This window comes from Sulfitobacter sp. HNIBRBA3233, from assembly GCF_040149665.1.
Lineage (GTDB): Bacteria > Pseudomonadota > Alphaproteobacteria > Rhodobacterales > Rhodobacteraceae > Sulfitobacter > Sulfitobacter marinivivus.
The window spans coordinates 150,228-172,464 of record NZ_JBEFLP010000001.1 but is presented as its reverse complement, the minus strand read 5'-3'; the positions used below and the strand labels follow the sequence as shown (position 1 = coordinate 172,464).

Genomic DNA, 22,237 nt, shown 5'->3' with positions numbered 1-22,237 from the left:
GGGCGTCGATCGCTAGCGTTGACGTAACGTCACCGACGCGCGAGGCCCGACCGCCATGAAGCTGTTCCAGACCGGCCCGGATCGCTACCACGGGGCGACACCGCCCGCAGCCGACCGCTATGCCACCATCAACCAGCGCCAGCTGACGTTCTTCGTGGGTCTCGTGGCGCTTGGCCTGCCGACGATCCTGATCGTGGGTGCCTTCAACCCTTTCCTCGAAACCTGCTTTCGCCACTCCATCAGCCACTACTATTACGCGCCGTTCTGGGGCGCGCCGTTCATCGGCGCGCTGATCTTTATCGGCACCTACATGCTGGTCTACCGCGGCGAGACCGCGGCAGAGGCCAAGCTGTCTTCGCTGGCGGGATTTTTCGCTTTCGGTGTCGCGCTGTTTCCCACCTCCGGCTACGGCTGTGACGAGACCGCCTTCGTGGCCCGTGCCATCGTGACCTTCGGCCCCGCGCCGGAGGCGCTGGACCTGATCAAGGTGCCACCGCGCGACGGCCTGCCCGACCTCGTCGCCTATTTCGAGCTGACGCCGTGGTCGGCCACGGTCCACTATACCTCGGCGATGCTGCTGTTTTCCTTCCTTGCGTGGTTCGCGCTGGTCATCTTCACCGCCGCCGAGCCGCACCAGATCAATCCCGACAAGAGCTATACCCGAAACAAGCAGATCCGCAATTCGTTCTACATCCTGTGCGGTAGCGTGATGATCCTGTGCATTCTCGCCATGGGCGCCTATGCGGTTGTCGCCCATCTGACCACGCTCGACGTCGGCTGGTGGAACGCCAACCACATGACCTTCTGGTGCGAGGCGGTGGCGCTCTGGGCCTTCGGCCTCAGCTGGATGGTCAAGGGCCGCTTCGGCGGGGTGATCTTCAACGATCCGGTCGAACGGGCGGCCTAGCCCGCGCCCGCATTGCCCATTGCGCGCCCGCCGCGATCGTCTACACCTGCGCCATGCTCAGCTACCAACATATCTATCACGCGGGAAACCTCGCCGATGTGCACAAGCACAGCCTGCTGGCGTGGACGCTCGATTATCTGACCCGCAAGGACAAGCCGCTCAGCTATATCGAGACGCACAGCGGCCGCGCGCTCTATGATCTGGACGACGCCGCCGCGCGCAAGACGCAGGAGGCCGCGCAGGGCATCGCCCGCGTCAGCGACTGGTTCACCCCCGATCATCCCTATGCCCGCACATTGGCGGCGGTGCGCGCAGCCCACGGGCCGGAGGCCTACCCCGGATCCCCGCTGATCGCGGCAGAGCTTCTGCGCGACACCGATCACCTGCATCTGGCCGAGCTGCACCCGCGCGAGCATGCGGCCCTCGATCTGGCGATGTCGCCCTACCCCGCCACCTGCCATCTGCGCGACGGGTTGGAACTGGCCTTCGCGCTCTGCCCGCCGACGCCGCGTCGCGGGCTTTTGCTGATAGATCCCAGCTACGAGATCAAGACCGACTACGACACCATCCCGCGCACCGTGGCCAAGCTGGCGCGCGCGTGGAACGTGGGCATCATCGCGCTGTGGTATCCGATCCTGACGAGCGGGGCGCACAAGCCGATGCTGAACGCGCTCAGCGGTGCGCATCCGCAGGCCCTGCGCCACGAGGTGCGCTTTGCCCCCGCCCGGCCCGGCCACGGTATGGTGGGATCGGGTCTTTTCGTGCTAAACCCGCCCTACGGGCTGGATAAGGAAGCCGCCCGTATCGCTCGTAAATTCGCCGCGCTGGCCTAGACCGGCAGGGCGACAATTCGGAGGAAGACATGGCCCCCAAAGGATACTGGATCGCAAATATGGATGTCCGCGACGCGGAGGTCTACGACAAGTACCGCGCCGCCAACGCCAAGCCCTTTGCCGATTACGGCGCAAAGTTTCTGGTGCGCGGCGGCACCCAGCAGACCCGCGAAGGCAGCGTCCACCCGCGCACCGTGGTGATCGAATTCCCCAGCTACGCCGAGGCGGTCGCCTGCTACGAAAGCTCCGCCTACCAGTCCGCCAAGGAAATCCGCCTGAACGCCGCGGACGGCAGCCTGATGATAATCGAGGGCTACGAAAACTGATTTTCGTGATATGATCGCGCGATGAGATTCCTCTGCGCGGCCTTCTTCTGGATCCTGCCGCAGGTCGTGTCGGCCTGTGACACAGCCGTCTGCATCGTCTCCGCCAGTGATCTGTCACTGCCGCGCATCATCACCTTCGACGAAACCCGGAAGGCCTACGGGCCCGGACATCCTGTGGACGAGGTGCTGCGCCTCGACGGGGCGCAATTCGCCGAACGGTTCGCGGGCCACCGCATCGCGCCGAACGGCACCCATGACGCGATCACCGGCAGCGCCTTCGGCCCGCTGACCCTGATCCCGGGCGAGACGGGCCAGAACCTGTCGGTCGTGGGGTTCATGGGGGTCAGCGTTCTGAACGGCTACGGCCCCGCCGGCTTTCCCAAGCGTGAGGCACAGGGCGAAGGCGCCATCGCGATGCTGTTCGACGACGACCAATACGCCCTTGTGCTGCACCTGCGCGGCGGTGAAGAGGGCGCCGCCGAAGTCACCTTCCTGCGCCGCGACGGCGCCCTGCTTGCCAGCCTTGTCCTCAGCCCGCTGGGCGAGGACGCGATCGGGTTCGTGCGGCAGGGCGGCGTGGACGACATCGCCGGTGTCGTCATCACCAACACCGACCCGCAAGGTATTGCTCTCGATACAATAAGGTTTGGCAAGCCGCTGGACCTCAGCTAATCATCGCACCATGCTTGAACGTCTCTTCCCCCGCCGCGCGCCCGCGCCCAAACCGCTGCCCCAGCCCAACGCACAGCTCGCACTCGGTGCGCTTCTGGTGCGGGTAGCACTCGCCAACCGGCAATATGTCGTGTCCGAAGTGGCGCAGATCGACCGTATCCTCGCCGCGACCTTCGGCCTCAAACCGCTCGACGCGGCCAAGCTGCGGGCGGAGTGCGAGAGGCTCGAACGCCACGCCCCCGGCACACCCGAATTCACCGCGATCCTGCGCGAGGAGGTCGATTACGAACACCGCCGCGCCCTCGGTGACGCGATGTGGAAGGTGGCGCTGGCCGACGGCATCCGCGACGACATGGAAGAATCGCAGCTGATCGCGATCGAGGAAGCGCTCGGCCTGTCCGACGACGATATCGAGGCCGCCCGAAAAAATGCGCTCGGTTCTTTGTAATCCGGCTCTGGCCACCTAAGTCTTGTCCATGTTCGCAGATCTTCTCAAACGGCTGACCGATCCGGCCCCCGCTCCCCTGCCCGACACCGACGCGCGCCGCGCGCTTGCAGCGCTTCTGGTGCGCGTCGCGCGATCCGACAACGACTACAGCGCCGGTGAACGCGCCCGCATCCGCGACATTCTCGCTGCGCGCTACGCGCTGGAAGACGCCGACCGCGACGCGCTACTGGCCGACGCCGAGATACTCGAGGCCGAGGCCCCCGATACGGTGCGCTTCACCCGCGCGATCAAGGATGCGGTCGCCTACGACGAACGCCGCGCGGTGGTCGAGGCGCTGTGGAAGGTCGCCCTCGCCGATGGCAAGCGCGCCAAGGAAGAGGATGCGCTGCTCAGGCTGGTGGCCAACCTTCTGGGTGTGACCGATGTGGACAGCGCCAATGCCCGCAAACGCGCCGAAACCGGTTGACGCAGGGATAGTTTGCCCCCTTTTTGACCATTCCTCGTTGCACCTCGCGGCTTTTTGCTCTCAAATCCCCGCTGCAACAGGAGAAGTTGGCCAACCGTGACCACTCAAGACCCGGTGATTGAAATCCGCGACCTGCACAAGGCCTACGGGCAGCTGGAGGTTATCAAGGGCGTGTCGATCGCGGCGCCCAAGGGGCATGTGATCTCGCTGATCGGGTCGTCGGGGTCCGGCAAATCCACGCTGCTGCGCTGCTGCAACCTGCTCGAAGACAGCCAGCAGGGCGATGTCCTGTTCAAGGGCGAACCGGTGAAATGGCGCGGTGACGGACACGCGCGCCGGCCCGCCGACCCCAAGCAGGTGCTGCGCATCCGCACCAACCTGTCCATGGTGTTCCAGCAGTTCAATCTGTGGTCCCACATGACGATCCTGCAAAACGTCATGGAAGCGCCGGTCACCGTGCTGGGCCGCGACCGCGCCGAGGTCGAGCGCGCCGCGCGCGGCTATCTCGACAAGGTGGGCATCGGTGACAAATGCGATGTCTACCCGGCCCAGCTGTCGGGGGGCCAGCAACAGCGCGCCGCCATCGCGCGCGCGCTCTGCATGGAACCCGAAGCCCTCCTGTTCGACGAACCGACCTCGGCGCTCGATCCCGAACTGGAACAGGAAGTGGTGCGCGTGATCAAGGATCTCGCCACCGAGGGGCGTACGATGATGATCGTGACCCACGACATGAAACTGGCCGCGGATGTATCGGACACGGTCGTGTTCCTGCACCAGGGCCTGATCGAAGAACAAGGGGCGCCCGACACGCTGTTCGGCAGCCCCAAATCAGAGCGACTGCGCGGGTTCCTTTCGGCAACCCAAGCTGCGTAACCCAAAACAAAGAAACGGGAGTTACCATTATGAAAACCATTATCCTTGCCACCGCGGCACTGGCACTCGGCGCCGGCGCGGCCTTCGCAGACGGCCACGCGAAAACCATCCGCATGGGCACCGAAGGCGCCTACCCCCCCTACAACTTCCTCAACGATTCCGGCGAAGTCGACGGGTTCGAGCGTGAAGTGGGCGACGAGCTCTGCGCGCGCGCCGAGCTGACCTGCGAATGGGTCACCAACGAATGGGACAGCATCATCCCCAACCTGACATCGGGCAACTACGACACGATCATCGCGGGCATGTCGATCACCGACGAACGCGACGAAGTCATCGACTTCACGCAAAACTACATCCCGCCAGAGGAATCGCGCTATGTCGCGCTGTCCGAAGACGCGGATCTGGGTGGCGTGATCGCGTCCCAGACCAGCACGATCCAGGCCGGGTACATCGCCGAGAGCGACGCGACGCTGCTCGAATTCGCCACCGCCGATGAACTCATCGCCGCCGTCAAGAACGGCGAGGCGGACGCCGTCTTCTTCCAGGGCTCCTTCCTCGAGCCGATCGTGGCGAACGATCCCGAACTGATGTTCGTCGGTGAACCCGTGGCCCTCGGCGGCGGCGTCGGCATGGGCCTGCGTGAATCCGACACCGAGCTCAAGGACAAGTTCAACGCAGCCATCACCTCCATGAAGGAAGACGGCTCGCTGAACACCGCGATCAAGAAGTGGTTCGGCGACGAAGCGACAGTCTTCGAATAAGCCTGACGTCAGGGAGGGTGCGCTGCGCCCTCCCTCCATTTTGCCCATAAACTCAATCCCGCCCCATCCGCGAGCGCCGTCATTTTCGAATTTTGCACAGATCCCGGCCAACTCGACGGCCTCAGGTGGCTGTCGTGCTATCTGACCACGGGCAAGCACATGAACCTCTACTGGTCCGTGCTGACCGTGCTGGTGCTGCTTGCGATCACGGCACCGACGGCGCTGGCCTTCGGCTTTGGCGGGGCCTCCGCCGCGCGCTCGCGCCTTGCGCCGCTGCGCTGGTTCGGCAAGACCTACATCGCGCTGGTGCGCGGCGTGCCCGACATCGCGTTCTTCCTGTTCTTCGTCATCGCGCTGGATCAGGGCATCGAATACCTGCGCCACAAGGCGCTCTGCCCGGACTGGGATCAGGCGATCCGGCAGGGCAATGATTTCATCGTCTGTCAGGCCGCGAAGATGCCGCTGGGCTCCTCGCCGCAATGGGTCCACGAAACCTACGGCTTCTTCCTTGCGGTGCTGACCTTCGCCATCGTCTTCGGTGCCTTCGCGGCGAACGTGCTTTTCGGGGCCATGCGCGCCGTGCCGCGCGCCCAGCTCGAAACCGCCGAAGCCTACGGCATGTCCCCGCGCCAGACCTTCTGGCGGGTACTGGTGCCGCAGATGTGGGTCTACGCGCTGCCTGGTCTCGGCAACCTGTGGATGGTGCTGATCAAGGCCACGCCGCTGCTGTTCCTGCTCGGTGTCGAGGATATCGTCTATTGGGCACGCGAACTCGGCGCGAACAAGACACCGCGCTTTACCGACTATCCGCACCCCGACTGGCGGATGTGGTATTTCCTCGCGCTGCTGGTCTTCTACCTCGCCTTTACCCGCGTGTCGGAAATCGTGCTCGACCGGCTGATGCAGCGTCTAACCCTCGGTCAGGCCACCTCGGGCGGCGAAGCGCAGAGGAAAGCGGCATGAGCTGCCTGCAAACCATCCAGGACTACGGGCTGCGCGCCATCGGCATCGGCGAACGCCTGCTCCCGCGGGAGGATTTCACCCTCTGCGAGCAGTTCACCCTGATCGGCTCGGGCATGATCTGGAACATCTATTTCGGGGTCTTCGCGCTGGCGCTGGGGTTTGTCCTTGCCACGGTGCTTGCACTGGGCAAGGCCTCGCCACGGCGCTGGCTGCGCAAGCCCAGCGAATGGTTCATCTTCGTCTTCCGCGGCTCGCCGCTCTTCATCCAGTTCTTCTTCGGCTACTTCCTGTTTCTCAGCCTCAAGTCCGTCTCGCCGGTCTTCGACCCGTTCAGCGCCGCCTGGCTGGGCGCGCTGGTGGTGCTGTTTTTCAACACCTCCGCCTACTCGGCCGAGATCTTCTTCGGCGCGTTGCAATCCATCCCCAAGGGTGACACCGAGGCGGCGGATGCCTACGGCCTCTCGGGCACACCGCGCTTCCGGCGGATCGTCTGGCCCACGATGCTGCGCCTCGGCTGGCCCGCCTACACGAACGAGGCGATCTTTCTCTTCCACTCGACAACGCTGGTCTTCGTTTCCAGCTTTCCGGCGTGGCAGCAACGCGGGGACGCGCTGTACTACGCCAGCTATTTCGCGGACAAGACCTTCAACCCCTTCATCCCCTACCCGATCCTCGCCGGCTATTTCATTCTGCTGACTTTGGCGGTGATCGCGATCTTCGGGGCCATCAACAAACGTCTCAACCGCCACCTGCCCGCCGAAAGACGGCAAAAAATGCGCTTGCGTCCCAATCTGATCAGGTAGTAAATTTGATCAAATTTCGCGGTGTGGGCCCACAAGGGCTCTGACATGTCCGGCATCCTGTGCCGGATGCATCGCCCAAACGGTGAATTATGCACAACTGGCTTAGAAAAAATCCATCCGTCCGCACCATCAGGGTCGCGGCGGCCGACCTCAATGGCGTGCCGCGCGGCAAGCGCATCCCGACACGCTTCGCGGACAAGGCCTTCGAGGAGGGCACGCGATTTCCCTTCTCAGTGCTGAACCTCGACATCTGGGGCGAGGATATCGACGATAGCCCGCTGGTCTTCGAGATGGGCGACCGCGACGGTGTCCTCAAACCCACCGAACGCGGCTTCCTGCCGATGCCCTGGCTCGAAGCGCCCTCGGCGCTGCTGCCGATCTGGATGTTCCACGACGATGGCCGCCCCTTCGCGGGCGATCCGCGTCACGCGCTCAACGGGGTGCTGCAACGGTTCAAGGCCCGTGGCCTGACGCCGGTCTGCGCGGTCGAGTTGGAATTCTTCCTGATCGACGATTCGGGGCGCAAGCTGCAGATGCCTCTGTCGCCGCGTTCGGGCAAGCGCCGCAAGGGCGCCGAAACGCTGTCGATCCGTGCGCTGGACCAGTTCGACGAATTCTTCACCGATCTCTATGATGCCTGCGAGGAAATGGACATTCCCGCCGATACCGCGATTTCCGAGGCGGGTCTGGGCCAGTTCGAGATCAACCTGATGCACGGCGACGACCTTCTGCGCGCGGCGGACGATGCGTGGCTGTTCAAGATGCTGGTGCGCGGGCTGGCGCGGCGGCACGGCTTTGCCGCCAGCTTCATGGCCAAACCCTATGCCGATTATCCCGGATCGGGCCTGCATACGCATTTCTCGGTGCTGGATGCCGAAGGGCGCAATGTTTTCGACAACGGCGGCCCCGAAGGCACGGACACGATGCTGCACGCCATCGCCGGATGTCTTGAGGCGATGCCGGGATCGGCGCTTCTGTTTGCCCCGCATGCCAATAGTTTCGACAGGATCGTACCGGGCAGCCATGCCCCCACCGGCGTGTCCTGGGCCTACGAAAACCGCACCTCCGCGATCCGCATCCCCTCGGGCAGCCCCAAGGCACGGCGGATCGAACACCGCGTGTCGGGAGGCGACGTCAATCCCTACCTGATGCTGGCCGCCGTGCTGGGGGCCGCGATCAACGGGATCGAGGACGGCAAGGCCCCCCCGCCCCCGATCACCGGCAACGCCTACGAGGCAGACCTGCCGCAGATCCCCACCGACTGGAAAACCGCCATCGACGTGTTCGAAAAGGACCCTGCCATCGCCCGGATCTTCCCTGACGAGCTGATCCGCAACATGGTGCTGACCAAGCGGCAGGAACTGCACTACATGGAAGAACTGACACCGGCCGAACAGGTCGAAATCTATCTGGACACGGTATAACCCATGAAAATCGGACTTCTTCGCACGGGCCATTCCCCCGAAGGCATGATCGACACACTCGGCAACTACGACGACATGTTCAAACGTCTGCTCGACGGGCATGACTTCGAATACGAGACATTCTCGGTCGTCGACGGCGAATTCCCCAGCGGCCCCGAGGCCGCAGACGGCTGGCTGATCACCGGCTCCAAACACGGCGCCTACGAGGATCACGACTGGATCGCGCCCCTCGAAGCGCTGATCCGCGACATTCGCGACAGCGGCAAGCCGCTTGTCGGGGTGTGTTTCGGCCACCAGATCATCGCGCAGGCGCTTGGCGGCAAGGTCGTGAAATTCCCCGGCGGATGGTCCGTGGGCCGTACCGAGTACACGCTCGGGGACGAACGTCTGGCGCTGAACGCATGGCATCAGGATCAGGTCGTGGAACTGCCCGAAGGGGCCACCGTGATCGGCAGTTCGGATTTTTGCGCCAACGCGATGATGACCGTTGGCGACACCATCTGGACGATCCAGCCGCATCCCGAATTCGGTGCCGATTTCATCGACGGGCTGATCCGCACACGTGGCAAGGGCGTCGTGCCCGACGACCAGCTTGATGCCGCGACAAAGGCACTGCCGCTGGCAACCGACAATGACAAGATCGCCGACTTCATGGCGGATTTCTTCAAAACCAAAGCGAGGACCTGATGGCCGACTGGACGGAAAACCTGCCCCCTGCCGCACAGGAGTACCTGACGGACAGGCGTCTGGACGAGGTCGAGTGCATCATTCCCGATCTGCCCGGCATTGCGCGCGGCAAGGCCGTGCCGGCGACAAAATTCGCCCGGCAGGAATATTTCCACCTGCCCGACAGCATCTTCTACCAGACCATCACCGGCGAATGGGGCGAAGCGGCGGGGGATGAAGGCTTCATCGAGAAGGACATGATCCTGCGGCCCGATATGTCCACGGCGACCGCAGCGCCCTGGACCGGCGACTGGACGCTGCAGGTCATCCACGATGCCTATGACCGCAACGGCAACCCGGTGCCGTTCAGCCCGCGCAACGTGCTGAAACGCGTGGTCGAACTCTACCGCGATCAGGGGTGGGAACCGGTCGTCGCACCGGAAATGGAATTTTTCATCGTCGCGCGCAATCTCGATCCCGCCAAGGAGATCGAGCCGATGATGGGCCGCTCGGGCCGCCCCGCCGCCGCGCGGCAGGCCTATTCGATGACCGCGGTCGACGAATTCGGCCCGGTGATCGACGACATCTACGATTTCGCCGAAGCGCAGGGCTTCGAGATCGACGGCATCACGCAGGAGGGCGGCGCGGGCCAGCTCGAGATCAACCTGCTGCACGGCGATCCCGTGCGCCTCGCCGACGAGGTGTTCTATTTCAAGCGCCTGATCCGCGAAGCGGCGATGCGCCACGACTGTTACGCCACCTTCATGGCCAAACCGATCGCGGACGAACCCGGTTCGGCCATGCACATCCATCACTCGGTTCTCGATATGGAAACGGGCAAGAACATCTTCTCGGGTCCGCAGGGGGGCGAAACGGATGCCTTCATGCATTTTATCGCCGGTCTTCAGAACCACATGCCAGCCGCACTCGCGGTGATCGCGCCCTATGTGAACAGCTACCGGCGCTATGTGAAGGACCACGCGGCCCCGATCAACCTTGCCTGGGGGCGCGACAACCGCACCACGGGCATTCGCGTGCCGCTGTCCGGTCCCGCCTCGCGCCGGGTGGAAAACCGGCTCGCCGGGATGGACTGCAATCCCTATCTGGGGATCGCCGCATCGCTCGCCTGCGGGTATCTGGGCCTGATGGAACAGCGCAAACCCCAACCCGAATTCAAGGGCGACGCCTACGACGGCGACGGGGATATCCCGCGCACCATGGGCGAGGCGCTGAACCTGTTTTCCCAGGCCGATGCGCTGCACAAGGTGCTGGGCACCGAATTCGCGCGGGTCTACGGCATCGTCAAGGATGCGGAATACGACGAGTTCCTGCAGGTCATCAGCCCGTGGGAGCGCGAGCATCTGCTTCTCAACGTCTGATCGCCGCCGCCGCCGCGCAGCAGAAAGGAAGCCCCTATGAACCTGCTTCACGCGAACGACCGTCGCGGGGCCTACCCCGACAGCTGGTACGCCGCCACCGCCGACGCACTGCCCCCCTTCGCGCCGCTGAAGGGGGCGCAGCGGGCGGATGTCTGTGTCATCGGAGCGGGCTATACCGGCCTGTCGGCGGCCCTGCATCTGGCCGAGGCCGGGCGCGACGTGGTGCTGCTGGACGCGCAGCGCGTGGGGTTCGGCGCATCGGGGCGCAACGGCGGACAGCTGGGATCGGGCCAGCGCATGGATCAGGACGCACTCGAAAATCTGGTGGGAGAGCCCGAGGCCGCCAAGCTCTGGGCGCTGGCCGAAGACGCCAAGGCGCTGGTCAAGGGGCTGATCGCGCGCCACGGGATCGACTGCTATCTCAAACCCGGCATCGCCTGGACCGGATCGACGCAGAAAGAGGTGCGCGACCTGCACGCCTACGCCGATCACCTGTCCACGCGCTATGGCTACGACCAGCTTGAAGTGCTCGATCATGCCGCCCTGCAATCGGTCTGCCCCTCGCCCGACTACCGTGGCGGTGTGCTGGACCACGGTGCGGCGCACCTGCATCCGCTGCGCTACGCGTTGGGGCTGGCACGCGCGGCGGCAGCGGCGGGCGTGCGGATCCACGAGCGCAGCGAAGTCCACGGGATCGACCACGGCGCGCGCGCTACGGTGCGCACCGATGGCGGGCACATCGTGGCGGATCATGTGGTGCTGGCCTGTAACGGCTATCTCGGCGGGCTCGACCGGCGCGTGGCGGGACGGGTCATGCCGATCAACAATTTCATCGCGGCAACCGAACCGCTCGGCGAGCGGATGGCCGATGTGCTGCCGCGCGACGTTGCGGTGGCCGACAGCCGCTTTGTCGTCAACTACTTCCGCCGCAGCCACGACGGGCGGCTTCTGTTCGGCGGCGGCGAAAGCTATGGCTACCGGTTCCCGAGCGACATCGCGGCCAAGGTGCGTGGGCCGATGTCGGTCATCTTTCCGCAGTTGCGCGACGTGAAGATCGACTATGCCTGGGGCGGCACCCTGGGCATCACCATGAAACGCCTGCCCTATCTGGCGCGGGTGGCGCCGAACGTGCTGTCGGCCTCGGGCTATTCCGGCCACGGGGTGGGCACTGCAACCCACGCGGGCCAGTTGATGGCACAGGCCATCGCGGGCGACAGCGACGGGTTCGATACGCTGGCCGCGCTGCCCTCCACCCCCTTCCCCGGTGGCCCCGCCATGCGCAGCCCGCTTCTGGTGCTGGCGATGACATGGTACAGCCTGCGCGACCGTCTGGGCTTCTGAACGCTGCGCCCGTCACAAAACCGTAATGCAATCGCTCTTGGTTTCTGCGGCCATTCGATTTACCATTTTGAAAACCTCTATTTGGGATTTCAAAATATGACCATGCCGGACATGCACGCCGCCGAACCGCTTCCCGACAGCCTGCGCGACGAGGTCGAGCGCCTTCTCGCCACCGGGGACCTGTTTCGCTACACCGCTGACGAAGGTGCACCCGTTTCGCTGCTCGAGCAGGAATTCGCGGCGATGATGGGAAGCGCCTATGCGCTGGCCGTGTCGTCATGTTCCGCCGCGCTTTTCCTGTCGCTGAAGGCGCTGGATCTGCCCGACGGCGCACCCGTGCTGATCCCCGGTTTCACCTTTGCCGCCGTCCCCTCGGCGGTCGTCCATGCGGGCTGTCAGCCGGTGCTGTGCGAAGTCGGCGCGAACTACCGGATCGACCTTGAGGATTTCGAGGCCAAGCTCGGCTCGGTCCGCGCGGTGATCATCAGCCACATGCGCGGCCATACCTCCGATATGGACCGGATCATGGAGCTTTGCGATGCGGCGGCTGTGCCGGTGATCGAGGACGCGGCGCACAGCCTCGGGACCACATGGCACGGGCGCAAGATCGGCACGCTGGGCCGCATCGGCTGCTTTTCCTTCCAGAGCTACAAGATGGTCAATGCCGGCGAAGGGGGGATCCTGATCACCGACGACGCCGATCTGGTGGCCCGCGCGATCATCATGTCGGGCGCGTATGAGCATAACTGGAAAAAACACCCCGTCCTGCACGACGCTTTCGCGCGCCATCAGAACAAGCTGCCGCTCTATAACCTGCGGCTCGGCAACCTGTCTGCGGCGCTGGTGCGCGCGCAGTTGCCCGAGCTGCCCCGCCGCGTGCGCGACGGGCTGCGCAACCACGATCTGGTCGCGGGGATCATTAGCGCTTCACCGCAGATCGACGTGCCCTCCCCCCTGCCGCCGGAAGTGCGCGCGCCGGATTCCATCCAGTTCAATCTGGTGGGTCTGTCGGACGCCGATGTGGACGCCTTCGTGGCGCAGTCCGCACAGCGCGGCATCAAGGTGCAGGTATTCGGCCAGAGCGCGGATAACGCGCGGGCATTCTGGAACTGGCAATTCATCGAAGACCTGCCGGATCTGCCGCAGACCCGCCGGATGCTGACACGCGCCTGCGACGTGCGCCTGCCGGTGCACCTGACCCCCGAGGACTGCACCCGCGTCGCGGACGCGATCCTGTCCGCGATGGAGGCGACGCAACGCGCCGCCGCCTGACCGGGGGATTACTTCAGCTTCGACAGCTTGTCCTGAAGTTCGGCGAGCTGTTTCTTGATGGCATCCAGATCCTCGCCGCTGTCGGCCTCCGGTTCGGGATCTGAGGACGCGGCGGCGCTGCGCTTGCCCGCGGCAGCACCGGCGGCCCATTTGCCGGTCATCGCGTCCATGAACGCCCGTTGCTGCGCCTGCATCGCGTCGAACCCCGGCATCTTGGCCAGCGGGTTCATCGAGTTCATGTTCTCGACCATTTTCACCTGTCCGTCGCGCAGCATCGCAAAGCTTTGTTGCAGGAACTCGGGCACAACGCTGACGCCTCCGGTCATGTAGCTGCGCACCAGATCGTTCAGCACATCGACCGGCAGCACGCTTTCGCCACGGCTTTCGTGTTCGGCAATGATCTGAAGCAGATACTGACGCGTCAGGTCGTCGCCTGATTTCAGATCGACGATCTTCACCTCGCGGCCATCGCGGATGAAACCCGCGATATCCTCCAGCGTCACGTAATCGCTGGTCTCGGTGTTATAAAGCCTGCGGCTCGCATACCGTTTGATGAGCAGAGGTTTGCCTGTTTCAGCCAACTGTCGTCCTCCCCGGAGCTTTGTGCTGCATTGCAGCCTAGACCCCCCTTTCCCAAAAAGAAAGGGCGAGCTGTTTCCAGCCCGCCCTCGAAAAATCGTTACTTTACGGAAGGCACGATGGTCTCGCCGATCCTCTTACTTCGCAGCCGCTTTCTTGGTGGCGGCTTTGACGTCTTCGCCCGCTTTGCTCATGGCGGCGGTCGCTTCGTCGGTCATGTCCTTGCCCGCTGCCATCATCAGTTCGATGGTGTCGGTCTGGACCTTCTTCGCGACTTCGGCGAACTGGGCCATGTGCTCGGCTGCGGATTCGCTATAGGCGGTTGCGAAATCGGTCATCGCCTTGGCGTAATCTGCTGGCTCGGCTTTGGCTTTCGACATTTCCTGCAGCTTCGCGACAGTGTCTTTTGTCCATGTCGAGGAGATCTCGGTGGATTTCTCGACTGCGTTCAGTGCAACGCCGGACAGTTTCTCGTTCAGGGTCGCGGTTGTCTTGAACGACGCCTGCATCGCGGATGTGTCGACTGGGAATGCACCCATCATGTCTTTCATCATCGCGGTGATATCTGGTGTGTTGGTAGCCATTGTAACATCCTTTCGATTGCCCGCCGTCTTCTGACAGCGGTTGAATTTCGTTCGCATCCCTGTGGCTCATCCACATTTCTGCGTCTGCAAACAACATAGATGCTGCGTCGCGGCATTTCAAGTATTTTCTGCACTGCAGCACAGAAAAAGTGACCTAGCGGAAAGCGCCGCTGAATCAGCCCCTTGCCTTCACCGACACGTAGGTTCCCGGTGAATCGCACAGGATTTCGCGACCGTCATCGCCGGGGGTCCGGGCGGGAACCATCTTGCCCGACCGCTTCTTCAGCCATGTTTCCCAGCGCGGCCACCACGATCCCTTGGTGAATTCGGCGTCTTTAAGCCATGCCTCATGGTCGAGGTCCAGATCGTCGTTGGTGTAATGGCCATATTTGCCCTTGCTGGGCGGGTTCACGATGCCCGCGATATGGCCGGATTCGGTCATGATGAAGGTCTTGTCCTTGCTGCCCATCTGCTGGATGCCGCGATAGCTGTCCTTCCACGGCGCGATATGGTCGGTCTCGCAGGCGATGGCACAGAGCGGGATGTCGACATCGTCCAGCGTCGCGTGGTGGTCGAGAATGTCGTAACCGCCATCGGCCAGCTTGTTGCCCTGACACAGGCCGCGCAGGTACTCCATCGCCATCTTCGCCGGCAGGTTCGATCCGTCACCGTTCCAGTAAAGCAGATCGAACGCGGGCGGCGTTTCGCCCAGCATGTAGGATTTCACCGCCGGCCCGTAGACCAGATCGTTCGAGCGCAGGAACGAGAAGGTGCGCGCCATGATGACCGAGGGCAAGATCCCCTTGTCCTTCGTCTCCGCCTCGATCCCGTCGATGAAATCATCGGTCAGGAAGGGCTGGAATTCGCCCTGATCCGAAAAATCGGTCAGCGCGGTAAAGAAGGTCGCCGATTTGACCGACTTGTCGCCGCGCTTTTTCAGCAAGGACAGGGTCATCGCCAGCGTGGTGCCCGCAATGCAGTAACCGACCGCGTTGATCTGTTTCTCCCCGGTGATTTCCTTGACCTCGCGGATCGCGGCCAGATACCCGTCCTCGACATAGTCGCCCATGCCCACGTCGCGGTAGGTGCTGTCGGGATTGACCCAGGACACCATGAACAGGGTGTAGCCCTGATCGGTGATCCATTTCACCAGCGAGTTCTGCTCCTTCAGGTCGAGAATGTAGAACTTGTTGATCCACGGCGGGAAGATCAGCAGCGGCGTCTTGTGCACCTCTTCGGTGGTCGGGCTGTACTGGATCAGCTCCAGCATCCGGTTGCGGAACACAACCTTTCCGGGTGTGGTGGCGATATTGCCCCCGAGCTCGAAGGCGTCCTCGTCGGCCAGCCGCACGACCATCTCGCCGTCGTTGGCTTCGAGATCTCGAATCAGGTTCTCCAGCCCCTTCACAAGGCTTTCGCCGTCCGTCTCGATCGCCCGCTGCAAGGCGTCGGGGTTGGTGGGCAGGAAATTTGTCGGGCTCATCATGTCGATGATCTGGCGCGAGAAGTACTTGAGCCGCTGCTTCTCGCGCGGCTCCATATCCTCGACGTCCTCGACCGCCTGATGCAGCGCCTCGGCGTTGATCAGATACTGCTGTTTTACAAAGTTGAAATAGGGGTGCTGTTCCCACATCGGGTTGGAAAACCGCCGGTCCGTCGGCGTCCGGTCCTCGGGGGCGGCCAGCGGGCCGCGCGCAAGCGCTTGCTGCGCCTCGACAAAGTGGGTGACGGATTTCGTCCAGTATTCCAACTGATGTTCGATCAACTTGGCCGGGTTCTGCACGGCCTCGTGCATGTAGGCCTGCGCCGCGCGGGTGAACAATTCATGCCCCGGCGCGTCCAGTGTCGGCTGGTGCGTCGTGCGGTTGGTCAGCACCTTGGTCAACCGTTCACGCAGCTCATCCACCTTCTGCAAATTCTGCGTCAATTTCGCCATGGACTCTGCGGATGGTTGATCGCTCGACGTGGTTTCAGTTGTCATCTCAAGTCTTCCGTCCTATGTTTGCAGTTGCAGCATTTGTTGTTCGTCGCCTTTTTTCGGGTTCAGCGACGGAAAGCCCCGGCTATTCTGGGCAATTTGGTTACAGGAGTTCCCCTATGCGTTACATGGCATCCTACGATATGATGGAAACGGTCCGAAACACTAATCAGTGGCTCGGCGCTTCCGCGCTCGCCATGGCATCCTACCCTGCTTTTTCCATGTTTCCAAACCCCGCGCTTCAGTGGATGGGCGCTTGGGGCGAAGTAACCGAACGCACGTTCAGCCGGATGGTGGTCAAGCCCGCGTGGAACATCCCCGCCCTGCCGGGCAAGGACGGTCTGGATCACACGGTCGTTGAAGAAGTCGAACTTGCCGGTCCCTTCGGCGACCTGCTCCATTTCACCGTGCAGGGCCGCGAGACGCCCAAGCGCAAGGTGCTGCTGGTGGCGCCCATGTCGGGCCACTACGCGACGCTTCTGCGCTCGACCGTCATCAGCCTCTTGCCCGATTGCGATCTCTATATCACCGACTGGCACAATGCGCGCGACATCCCCGTCAGCGCGGGTAAATTCGACGTCGAGGATTATACCCTCTACCTCGTCGACTACATGCGCCATCTGGGGCCGAACACCCATGTGATCGCCGTTTGCCAGCCCGCACCGCTGGCGCTGGCCGCTACCGCATACCTGGCCGAGGAAGACCCCGAAGCGCAGCCAAGTTCGCTGACCCTGATCGGCGGGCCGATCGACCCGAACGCCGCCGCGACCGAAGTGACCGATTTTGGCCACCGCGTCACCATGGGCCAGCTTGAGCGGATGATGATCCAGCGTGTCGGCTTCAAATACAACGGCGTCGGCCGCAAGGTCTATCCGGGCCTGCTGCAGCTGTCCTCGTTCATCTCGATGAACATCGACACCCACCGGGACGCGTTCATGGGCCAGATCCAGCGCGTGATGTCCGGCGAGGCGCACGAGCACGACAAGCACAACAAGTTCTACGACGAATACCTCGCCGTGATGGACATGCCCGCCGAATTCTACCTCACCACCGTGGACCGGATTTTCAAGAAGGCGGAAATCGCCGCCAACGAATTCGTCGTCGCGGGCAAGAAGGTCGATATCGGCAAGATCACCACAGTCGCCGTCAAGACGGTCGAGGGCACCAAGGACGACATCACCGCCCCCGGCCAGTGCATCGCGGCACTGGATCTGTGCACCGGCCTGCCCGACAGCAAGAAGGCGAGCCACGTCGAGGAAGGCGCCGGACATTACGGCATCTTCGCCGGCAAGAGCTGGCGCAACAATATCCGGCCTCTGGTGCTCGATTTCATCGACGACAACGAAAGCGCCACACCTCCCGGCTATCGCCAGAAAAAGCCGGCGAACAAAAACACGGCGGCCTGATTACGGTGGCGGACGTCCCTTTCTCCTGCGCCTGCGGAGAGATCAGGGGCACGCTGCACGGTGCGACGCCGCGCTCGGGCAACCATGTGCGGTGCTACTGCCGCTACTGCCAGTCTGCCGTCCTTTATACCACTGGAACCGATCCCGGCGATGCCGGGGTCGAGCTCTACCAGACCACACCGGACAAGCTCAGCTTCCTTCAGGGCCAGGACAAGCTGCGGGCCTTCTCGTTCAATCCGACATCGCTGTTGCGCTGGCGCGCATCGTGTTGCGGCGTGCAGATGTTCACCATGCTGCCGACACCAAGGTTTCCGCTCGTCGGCGTGATGACGAACATTCTGGAAAATACCGATGCGATCGGCCCCGTCGCGATGGAGGCCTTTACCCGTTTGCCCGACGGGCGCTCGCAGCACTCCTCGCGCCTGCGCCTCTACGGCGGCACATCCTGGCGCGCGCTCAAAGCGCTTGCATCAGGGCGCTGGAAACAAACGCCTTTCTTCGACGTCAAGACCGGCAAGCCCGTCTCGGACGTCTATGTCCCGACCTACAAAGAACGCGAAGCGCTGCCGCTCTGAACAGCTCAGACCTGTTGCAGCATCATCGGCTGGCGCATCCACGCGCGCAGCGCATCGGTCACCTCGCCGGGCTGCTCGAGCGTCGGCAAATGGCCCGAGCCCTGCAGAACCTCCAGCCGCGCGTAGGGGATCAGTTCGGCCATGAACTCGTGCCGCTTTACCGGATAGATCGTGTCATAGGCACCGCATAGCACCAATGCGGGCACCTTGCATTTGCGCAGGGTCGCCTGCTGGTCCTTGCGGCGTTGCATGGCGCGCGACTGGCGGATGAAAACCTCTGCGCCCAGCGTCCGGCCCATGTCCATCATCAGCTCCTGCACCTCGCCCCGGTAAGGACCGGGGGCCAGCGACTGCGCGGGAAACTCCGCCTGCATCACCTCGTCCATCCGCCCCGCCCGCGCCCGGACGATCCGCGGTTCGCGGTCGGCGGCAATGGCCGGTGTCTCGGGCAGCGGTCCGGTGTTGATCAGCGCGATGCGGCTGACGCGGTCGGGCGCGCGGCGCAGGATCTCCATCGCGACGATCCCGCCCAGCGACAGACCGGCCAGCGCAAACCGCTTCGGCAGCACGTCCAGAAGCGACGAGGCGATCTCCTCGATCCGCTCGCCCTGCGTCACGGGGGCGACCATCACGGCAGTATCCGCCGACAACTCGGCGATCTGCGGACCAAAGAGGCGCGCGTCGCACATCATTCCCGGAAGCATAACCAACGCCTCGCGCATTGCGTCGCCCCTTCTTGCACTGTCACCAAACTGGCCTAGCAATGCCCGCTCGCTCCCGGCGGCGCAAGGGGCCAGCCTCAGGAGGGGTACGCGATGCCCCGAAACGGTGGAAAATCGCTGTAGCGCGCCGCCCGTGCCTGCGCACTCTCCCCCGGATCATCGCCGGCGCGCAGCAACATCCCGCGCGGCGCGATATAGCTCGAGATCGTGCGCAGCGGGTCCGGCCGCCAGACCAGATTGAACGCCGCGAGCCTGGGGAAAAACCACATCTCGGAATATGGCAGGTGGTCATGGATCCACCACGCCAGATCGCGCCAGTCGCGCCCTTCGGCGTAGCGGTCGGCGAACCATGGGATCACGACCGAGGCACCGGCGACAGGCTTTTGCGGGATGTCCCAGATGTGACACTCGATCGGGTTGTCGCTGCGCGCGCAGTTCAGCCCGTTCCGGTTGCCATAGCTGTTCAGCGCTTCCGAGCGGTATCCCGACCGCACGGCCACGCGGCCAAAGGTTTCTTCCAGCGGATCCAGCAGCGCCTCGCAGAACGCGCGGCCCCGTTCGATGGCCAGCGCGGGTCGGTCGGGCACATTGGGCACCGCGTGGAAGGCGCTGATCTCGCTCATCAAGAAGTCGCGCATGTAGAAATGGCGCGACAGGCGCACGCGGCCGAAGGTCTCGAGGCTCCACATGCTGCGGGGGCTGCGCATCAGCTCAGAGGCCCCCCGCCCAGTCCAGAATGCGGGTCACCGTTGCCGCCGTCTGCCCGGGCGAGACGATGTTGCCCGCGATCACATGGCGCGACGGATCGTCCGCATCGGTCAACTGCGGCGTCCAGCGCGCCACCGCGCCGCCCCAGTCATCCATGACCGCCCGCGTGGCGCGCGCATCCACCACGCGGTCCGCGTCCGAAAAGACGAACAGTACCGGCACATCCGTGCGCGACAGGTCCAGCCGGCGCACCGCGCGGACCAGCGCGGCCAACGGAAATACCGCAGCGGCGGGGTATTCGGTGGTCCAGTACTGCGCCTGCGCCTCGTTCAGCGGCTCGAAGTTGCGCCGGTCTCCGGCAAGCGCGGGCAACCAGTACCGCGCCGCGGGCCAGGTCAGCAGCGGGGCCAGCGGGTTGTTGATCGCGAAATTGGGCGACACCATCACGATGCCCGCCACGTCCTCCGCCAGCGCCCCGTCAAGCGCCGCAGCCGCCGCCAGCGTGCCGCCCGTCGAGGTCGAGATCACCAGCGTGCGGTTCGAGATATGGCGCGCGATGGCCAGCGCTTCGGCGGTGTCGTCCATCCACGCCGCAACGCTGCCCTCGGCCATGGCATCGCCGCCGCGCCCGTGGCCGCGCAGGCGCGTATAGATCAGGTTCGCGCCCAGCGCCTCGGCCACGCGGTCGGGGACAGGGCGGATTTCTTCGGAGCTGGCCGAAAAGCCGTGCAGGTAGACCACCGCCCATTCGGTCGCCGTTTCGGGCCCGTCGGCCCAGACCACCCGCTTTTCGACGCCCGGCGTGATATCCGGCACCCGCGCCTCGCGCCAGCTGAGGTAGGCGGACACGCCGCCGTCCAGCACGCTGTCGTCGAAATCGGTGCGCAGGTCTGCAGGCTCGTAGGGGCCAAACGCCCAGAGCCCCCCTGCGAGCAGCACCAGCGCGAGGATGATCCGCACCGGCCATCTGCGCGCACGGCTCACGCGTCCAGAACCTCTTCGACCGCCCGCTCGATCAGCGACAGACAGGGGCCATCCGAAAACCGGTGGTCCGCGTCCTTGACCAGAAGCAGCTGCATGTCGGGGCTCTGTGCGTGAGCCAGCAGCGCGGTCGCCACATCGACGCTGACGGCGGTGTCGGCCGTGCCTTGCAGGCAGCGCACCGGAAACGGCAACTCCAGCGGCGCGCGCAGCACCAGCCGCTCGCGCCCGTCCTCGATCATCCGCTTGGTCACGATGTAGGGCTCCATATAGTCCGAGGGCAGCTCGACCCGGCCTTCCCTTTCCAGCCGCGCGCGTTGGTCCGCGTCAAAGCCTGCCCACCACCCGTTTTCGGTAAAATCGGGGGCAGCTGCGATGGTGACCATGCCCGCGATCCGCTCGGGGCGCGCGCGCGCCAGAAGCAGCGCCTGCCAGCCGCCCATGGAGGATCCCACCGGCACGATCTGCCCGTCGGTCAGGCTGTCGATGGCCGCCAGCGTGTCCTCGTGCCAGTCGCCGATACAGCCATCTTCGAACCGCCCCGACGATTCGCCGTGGCCCGAATAGTCGAACCGCAAAAAGGCCCGCCCCGTCGCGCGGGCCCATGCCTCGAGATGCACGGCCTTGGTGCCTTCCATGTCGGATTTCAGCCCGCCCAGAAAGACCACGCAGGGCCCCTGCCCCTCGGTCCGGTGATAGGCCAGCCTGCGACCCTGTGGCGTGTCAATCGTATCGGCCATGCTGCCCTCCTGTGTTGCCGCGATCATGCGCGGGCACGGGGCGTCATTCAACGGAGGAGAGACAAAATAATTACGAGATACCCGCCGGGCCGGATGGGGTCCGCGAAGGCCGGGCGCGGCCCGCCGCGTCGTTCAGATCGTGGCTCGCGACCGCAAGCCCCCTCAGGATGACCGCGGCAGGCTGACGGGATGGGCTATCCAACCGAACTGGTCGTCCTGACCAGCCTGAAGACCCTCGCCGCCTGCCTGTGGATCCCCCATGTGGTCGGGGTCAATAGGGCCCCTGCGGGGTCTCTTCCGCCGGATGCGCCGGACTGCTTCGAGCGAATCGCGGATCAGGCAGTCAGTCGCTCTTGGCTCCAGCGCCCGTGACGCGCCTGGCCGAAGCTGCTCGAACGCGGGGTGCGCTTTGCGATCCTCGTGCTGCTGGGGGCCGCCGCGACGCCTTCACGGCGCTGACCTTTTGGACCGCGATCGCCTTCTTCTGGCTGCGGGTCCGGTCATCATTCCGCGGGGCCGGTTGTGCCGCCTGCTGACGGGCTACGCGATCTTCGCCGCCCGTCTGTGGCAGCTAGCCGCCGATATAGGGCGCATCGCTGGGGCGGTAGAAGATCTTCTGATTGTGGAGCCGCCCCAGCAGATCGTCGATCTCGCGCATGTGGTCGGAGCCCTCTACCTTCGGCAGCAGGGCGCGCGATCCCTCCCGGCCCAGCGACAGGTCGCGTTTTACCACCTGCAAAGCGGCCTCGATCAAGTCGATATCACCGAGGGTCAGGTCAAAATTCCGGTTGTACTTGGGCATGGCCATACCTTTCCTATGCCCTCCCACG

The 22,237-nt window shown here is 64.2% G+C and carries 25 protein-coding genes; 17 read left to right on the top strand and 8 right to left on the bottom strand.

Annotated features, from left to right (window positions below):
- Window positions 1-55 precede the first annotated feature (55 nt).
- The 15 genes from ABMC89_RS00870 (at window position 56) to ABMC89_RS00800 (ending at window position 13,134) form a co-directional block, all read left to right on the top strand.
- On the top strand, window positions 56-907 hold the full coding sequence (locus tag ABMC89_RS00870) for a hypothetical protein (protein ID WP_349564225.1): 852 nt from the start codon (window positions 56-58) through the stop codon (window positions 905-907).
- A 53-nt stretch (window positions 908-960) separates the two neighbouring features.
- The gene (gene rlmJ, locus ABMC89_RS00865; protein ID WP_349564223.1) at window positions 961-1,740 is read left to right on the top strand and encodes a 23S rRNA (adenine(2030)-N(6))-methyltransferase RlmJ; all 780 of its coding nucleotides are present in this window, start codon (window positions 961-963) and stop codon (window positions 1,738-1,740) included.
- Window positions 1,741-1,769: 29 nt separating this feature from the next.
- Window positions 1,770-2,066, top strand: a complete 297-nt coding sequence (locus tag ABMC89_RS00860; protein ID WP_349564221.1) for a DUF1330 domain-containing protein — start codon at window positions 1,770-1,772, stop codon at window positions 2,064-2,066.
- 21 nt (window positions 2,067-2,087) lie between these two features.
- Window positions 2,088-2,738 (top strand): hypothetical protein, encoded by a 651-nt coding sequence (locus ABMC89_RS00855; protein ID WP_349564219.1) that lies wholly within the window; start codon window positions 2,088-2,090, stop codon window positions 2,736-2,738.
- Window positions 2,739-2,748: 10 nt separating this feature from the next.
- Window positions 2,749-3,186, top strand: a complete 438-nt coding sequence (locus ABMC89_RS00850; protein WP_349564217.1) for a tellurite resistance TerB family protein — start codon at window positions 2,749-2,751, stop codon at window positions 3,184-3,186.
- Window positions 3,187-3,214: 28 nt separating this feature from the next.
- The gene (locus tag ABMC89_RS00845; protein ID WP_349564215.1) at window positions 3,215-3,652 is read left to right on the top strand and encodes a tellurite resistance TerB family protein; all 438 of its coding nucleotides are present in this window, start codon (window positions 3,215-3,217) and stop codon (window positions 3,650-3,652) included.
- Between the two features lie 96 nt (window positions 3,653-3,748).
- Window positions 3,749-4,525, top strand: a complete 777-nt coding sequence (locus tag ABMC89_RS00840) for an ABC transporter ATP-binding protein (protein WP_349564213.1) — start codon at window positions 3,749-3,751, stop codon at window positions 4,523-4,525.
- Between the two features lie 29 nt (window positions 4,526-4,554).
- On the top strand, window positions 4,555-5,286 hold the full coding sequence (locus ABMC89_RS00835) for a transporter substrate-binding domain-containing protein (RefSeq protein ID WP_349564211.1): 732 nt from the start codon (window positions 4,555-4,557) through the stop codon (window positions 5,284-5,286).
- Between the two features lie 81 nt (window positions 5,287-5,367).
- Entirely contained in the window at window positions 5,368-6,249 is an 882-nt protein-coding gene (locus ABMC89_RS00830) for an ABC transporter permease (protein WP_349568488.1), read from the top strand.
- A complete protein-coding gene (locus ABMC89_RS00825) occupies window positions 6,246-7,052 on the top strand; it encodes an ABC transporter permease (protein WP_349564209.1) in 807 nt (268 codons plus the stop codon). Before ABMC89_RS00830 ends, ABMC89_RS00825 begins: the two co-directional genes overlap by 4 nt.
- Window positions 7,053-7,141: 89 nt before the next feature.
- Entirely contained in the window at window positions 7,142-8,476 is a 1,335-nt protein-coding gene (locus tag ABMC89_RS00820; RefSeq protein WP_349564207.1) for a glutamine synthetase family protein, read from the top strand.
- 3 nt (window positions 8,477-8,479) lie between these two features.
- A complete protein-coding gene (locus tag ABMC89_RS00815; protein ID WP_349564205.1) occupies window positions 8,480-9,163 on the top strand; it encodes a type 1 glutamine amidotransferase in 684 nt (227 codons plus the stop codon).
- Window positions 9,163-10,521 carry a glutamine synthetase family protein gene (locus tag ABMC89_RS00810; protein ID WP_349564203.1) on the top strand — a complete coding sequence of 453 codons (1,359 nt, stop codon included), beginning with the start codon at window positions 9,163-9,165 and terminating at the stop codon, window positions 10,519-10,521. The genes ABMC89_RS00815 and ABMC89_RS00810 overlap by 1 nt, the downstream gene beginning before the upstream one ends.
- Before the next feature lie 36 nt (window positions 10,522-10,557).
- A complete protein-coding gene (locus ABMC89_RS00805; protein WP_349564201.1) occupies window positions 10,558-11,862 on the top strand; it encodes an NAD(P)/FAD-dependent oxidoreductase in 1,305 nt (434 codons plus the stop codon).
- 96 nt (window positions 11,863-11,958) lie between these two features.
- Entirely contained in the window at window positions 11,959-13,134 is a 1,176-nt protein-coding gene (locus ABMC89_RS00800) for a DegT/DnrJ/EryC1/StrS family aminotransferase (RefSeq protein ID WP_349564199.1), read from the top strand.
- 8 nt (window positions 13,135-13,142) lie between these two features.
- Here the strand turns inward: ABMC89_RS00800 and phaR are convergent, their stop codons facing one another.
- From phaR to ABMC89_RS00785, 3 genes are all read right to left on the bottom strand, one after another.
- Window positions 13,143-13,715 (bottom strand): polyhydroxyalkanoate synthesis repressor PhaR, encoded by a 573-nt coding sequence (gene phaR, locus ABMC89_RS00795; RefSeq protein WP_349564197.1) that lies wholly within the window; start codon window positions 13,713-13,715, stop codon window positions 13,143-13,145.
- 135 nt (window positions 13,716-13,850) lie between these two features.
- Complete coding sequence (locus ABMC89_RS00790; protein WP_349564195.1) at window positions 13,851-14,297, bottom strand: phasin family protein; 447 nt, start codon at window positions 14,295-14,297, stop codon at window positions 13,851-13,853.
- Between the two features lie 175 nt (window positions 14,298-14,472).
- Window positions 14,473-16,278: a PHA/PHB synthase family protein gene (locus ABMC89_RS00785; RefSeq protein WP_349564193.1), complete on the bottom strand. Its 1,806-nt coding sequence runs from the start codon at window positions 16,276-16,278 to the stop codon at window positions 14,473-14,475.
- Between the two features lie 116 nt (window positions 16,279-16,394).
- On the opposite strand from ABMC89_RS00785, the gene phaZ reads away from it, so the two are divergent.
- Together phaZ and ABMC89_RS00775 are read left to right on the top strand one after the other, a co-directional pair.
- Window positions 16,395-17,681: a polyhydroxyalkanoate depolymerase gene (gene phaZ / locus ABMC89_RS00780; protein ID WP_349564191.1), complete on the top strand. Its 1,287-nt coding sequence runs from the start codon at window positions 16,395-16,397 to the stop codon at window positions 17,679-17,681.
- A 5-nt stretch (window positions 17,682-17,686) separates the two neighbouring features.
- Window positions 17,687-18,256 (top strand): DUF6151 family protein, encoded by a 570-nt coding sequence (locus ABMC89_RS00775; protein ID WP_349564189.1) that lies wholly within the window; start codon window positions 17,687-17,689, stop codon window positions 18,254-18,256.
- A gap of 5 nt (window positions 18,257-18,261) precedes the next feature.
- Here ABMC89_RS00775 and ABMC89_RS00770 read toward each other — a convergent pair whose 3' ends face one another.
- The 5 genes from ABMC89_RS00770 to ABMC89_RS00750 form a co-directional block, all read right to left on the bottom strand.
- Complete coding sequence (locus ABMC89_RS00770) at window positions 18,262-18,978, bottom strand: alpha/beta fold hydrolase (protein ID WP_349564187.1); 717 nt, start codon at window positions 18,976-18,978, stop codon at window positions 18,262-18,264.
- 77 nt (window positions 18,979-19,055) lie between these two features.
- On the bottom strand, window positions 19,056-19,667 hold the full coding sequence (locus tag ABMC89_RS00765) for a hypothetical protein (protein WP_349568486.1): 612 nt from the start codon (window positions 19,665-19,667) through the stop codon (window positions 19,056-19,058).
- Between the two features lie 22 nt (window positions 19,668-19,689).
- The gene (locus ABMC89_RS00760) at window positions 19,690-20,670 is read right to left on the bottom strand and encodes an alpha/beta hydrolase (RefSeq protein ID WP_349564186.1); all 981 of its coding nucleotides are present in this window, start codon (window positions 20,668-20,670) and stop codon (window positions 19,690-19,692) included.
- Window positions 20,667-21,407, bottom strand: coding sequence for an alpha/beta fold hydrolase (locus ABMC89_RS00755; RefSeq protein ID WP_349564185.1), 741 nt, complete (start codon window positions 21,405-21,407; stop codon window positions 20,667-20,669). Before ABMC89_RS00755 ends, ABMC89_RS00760 begins: the two co-directional genes overlap by 4 nt.
- A 571-nt stretch (window positions 21,408-21,978) precedes the next feature.
- Complete coding sequence (locus ABMC89_RS00750; protein ID WP_349564184.1) at window positions 21,979-22,215, bottom strand: hypothetical protein; 237 nt, start codon at window positions 22,213-22,215, stop codon at window positions 21,979-21,981.
- Window positions 22,216-22,237 lie beyond the last annotated feature (22 nt).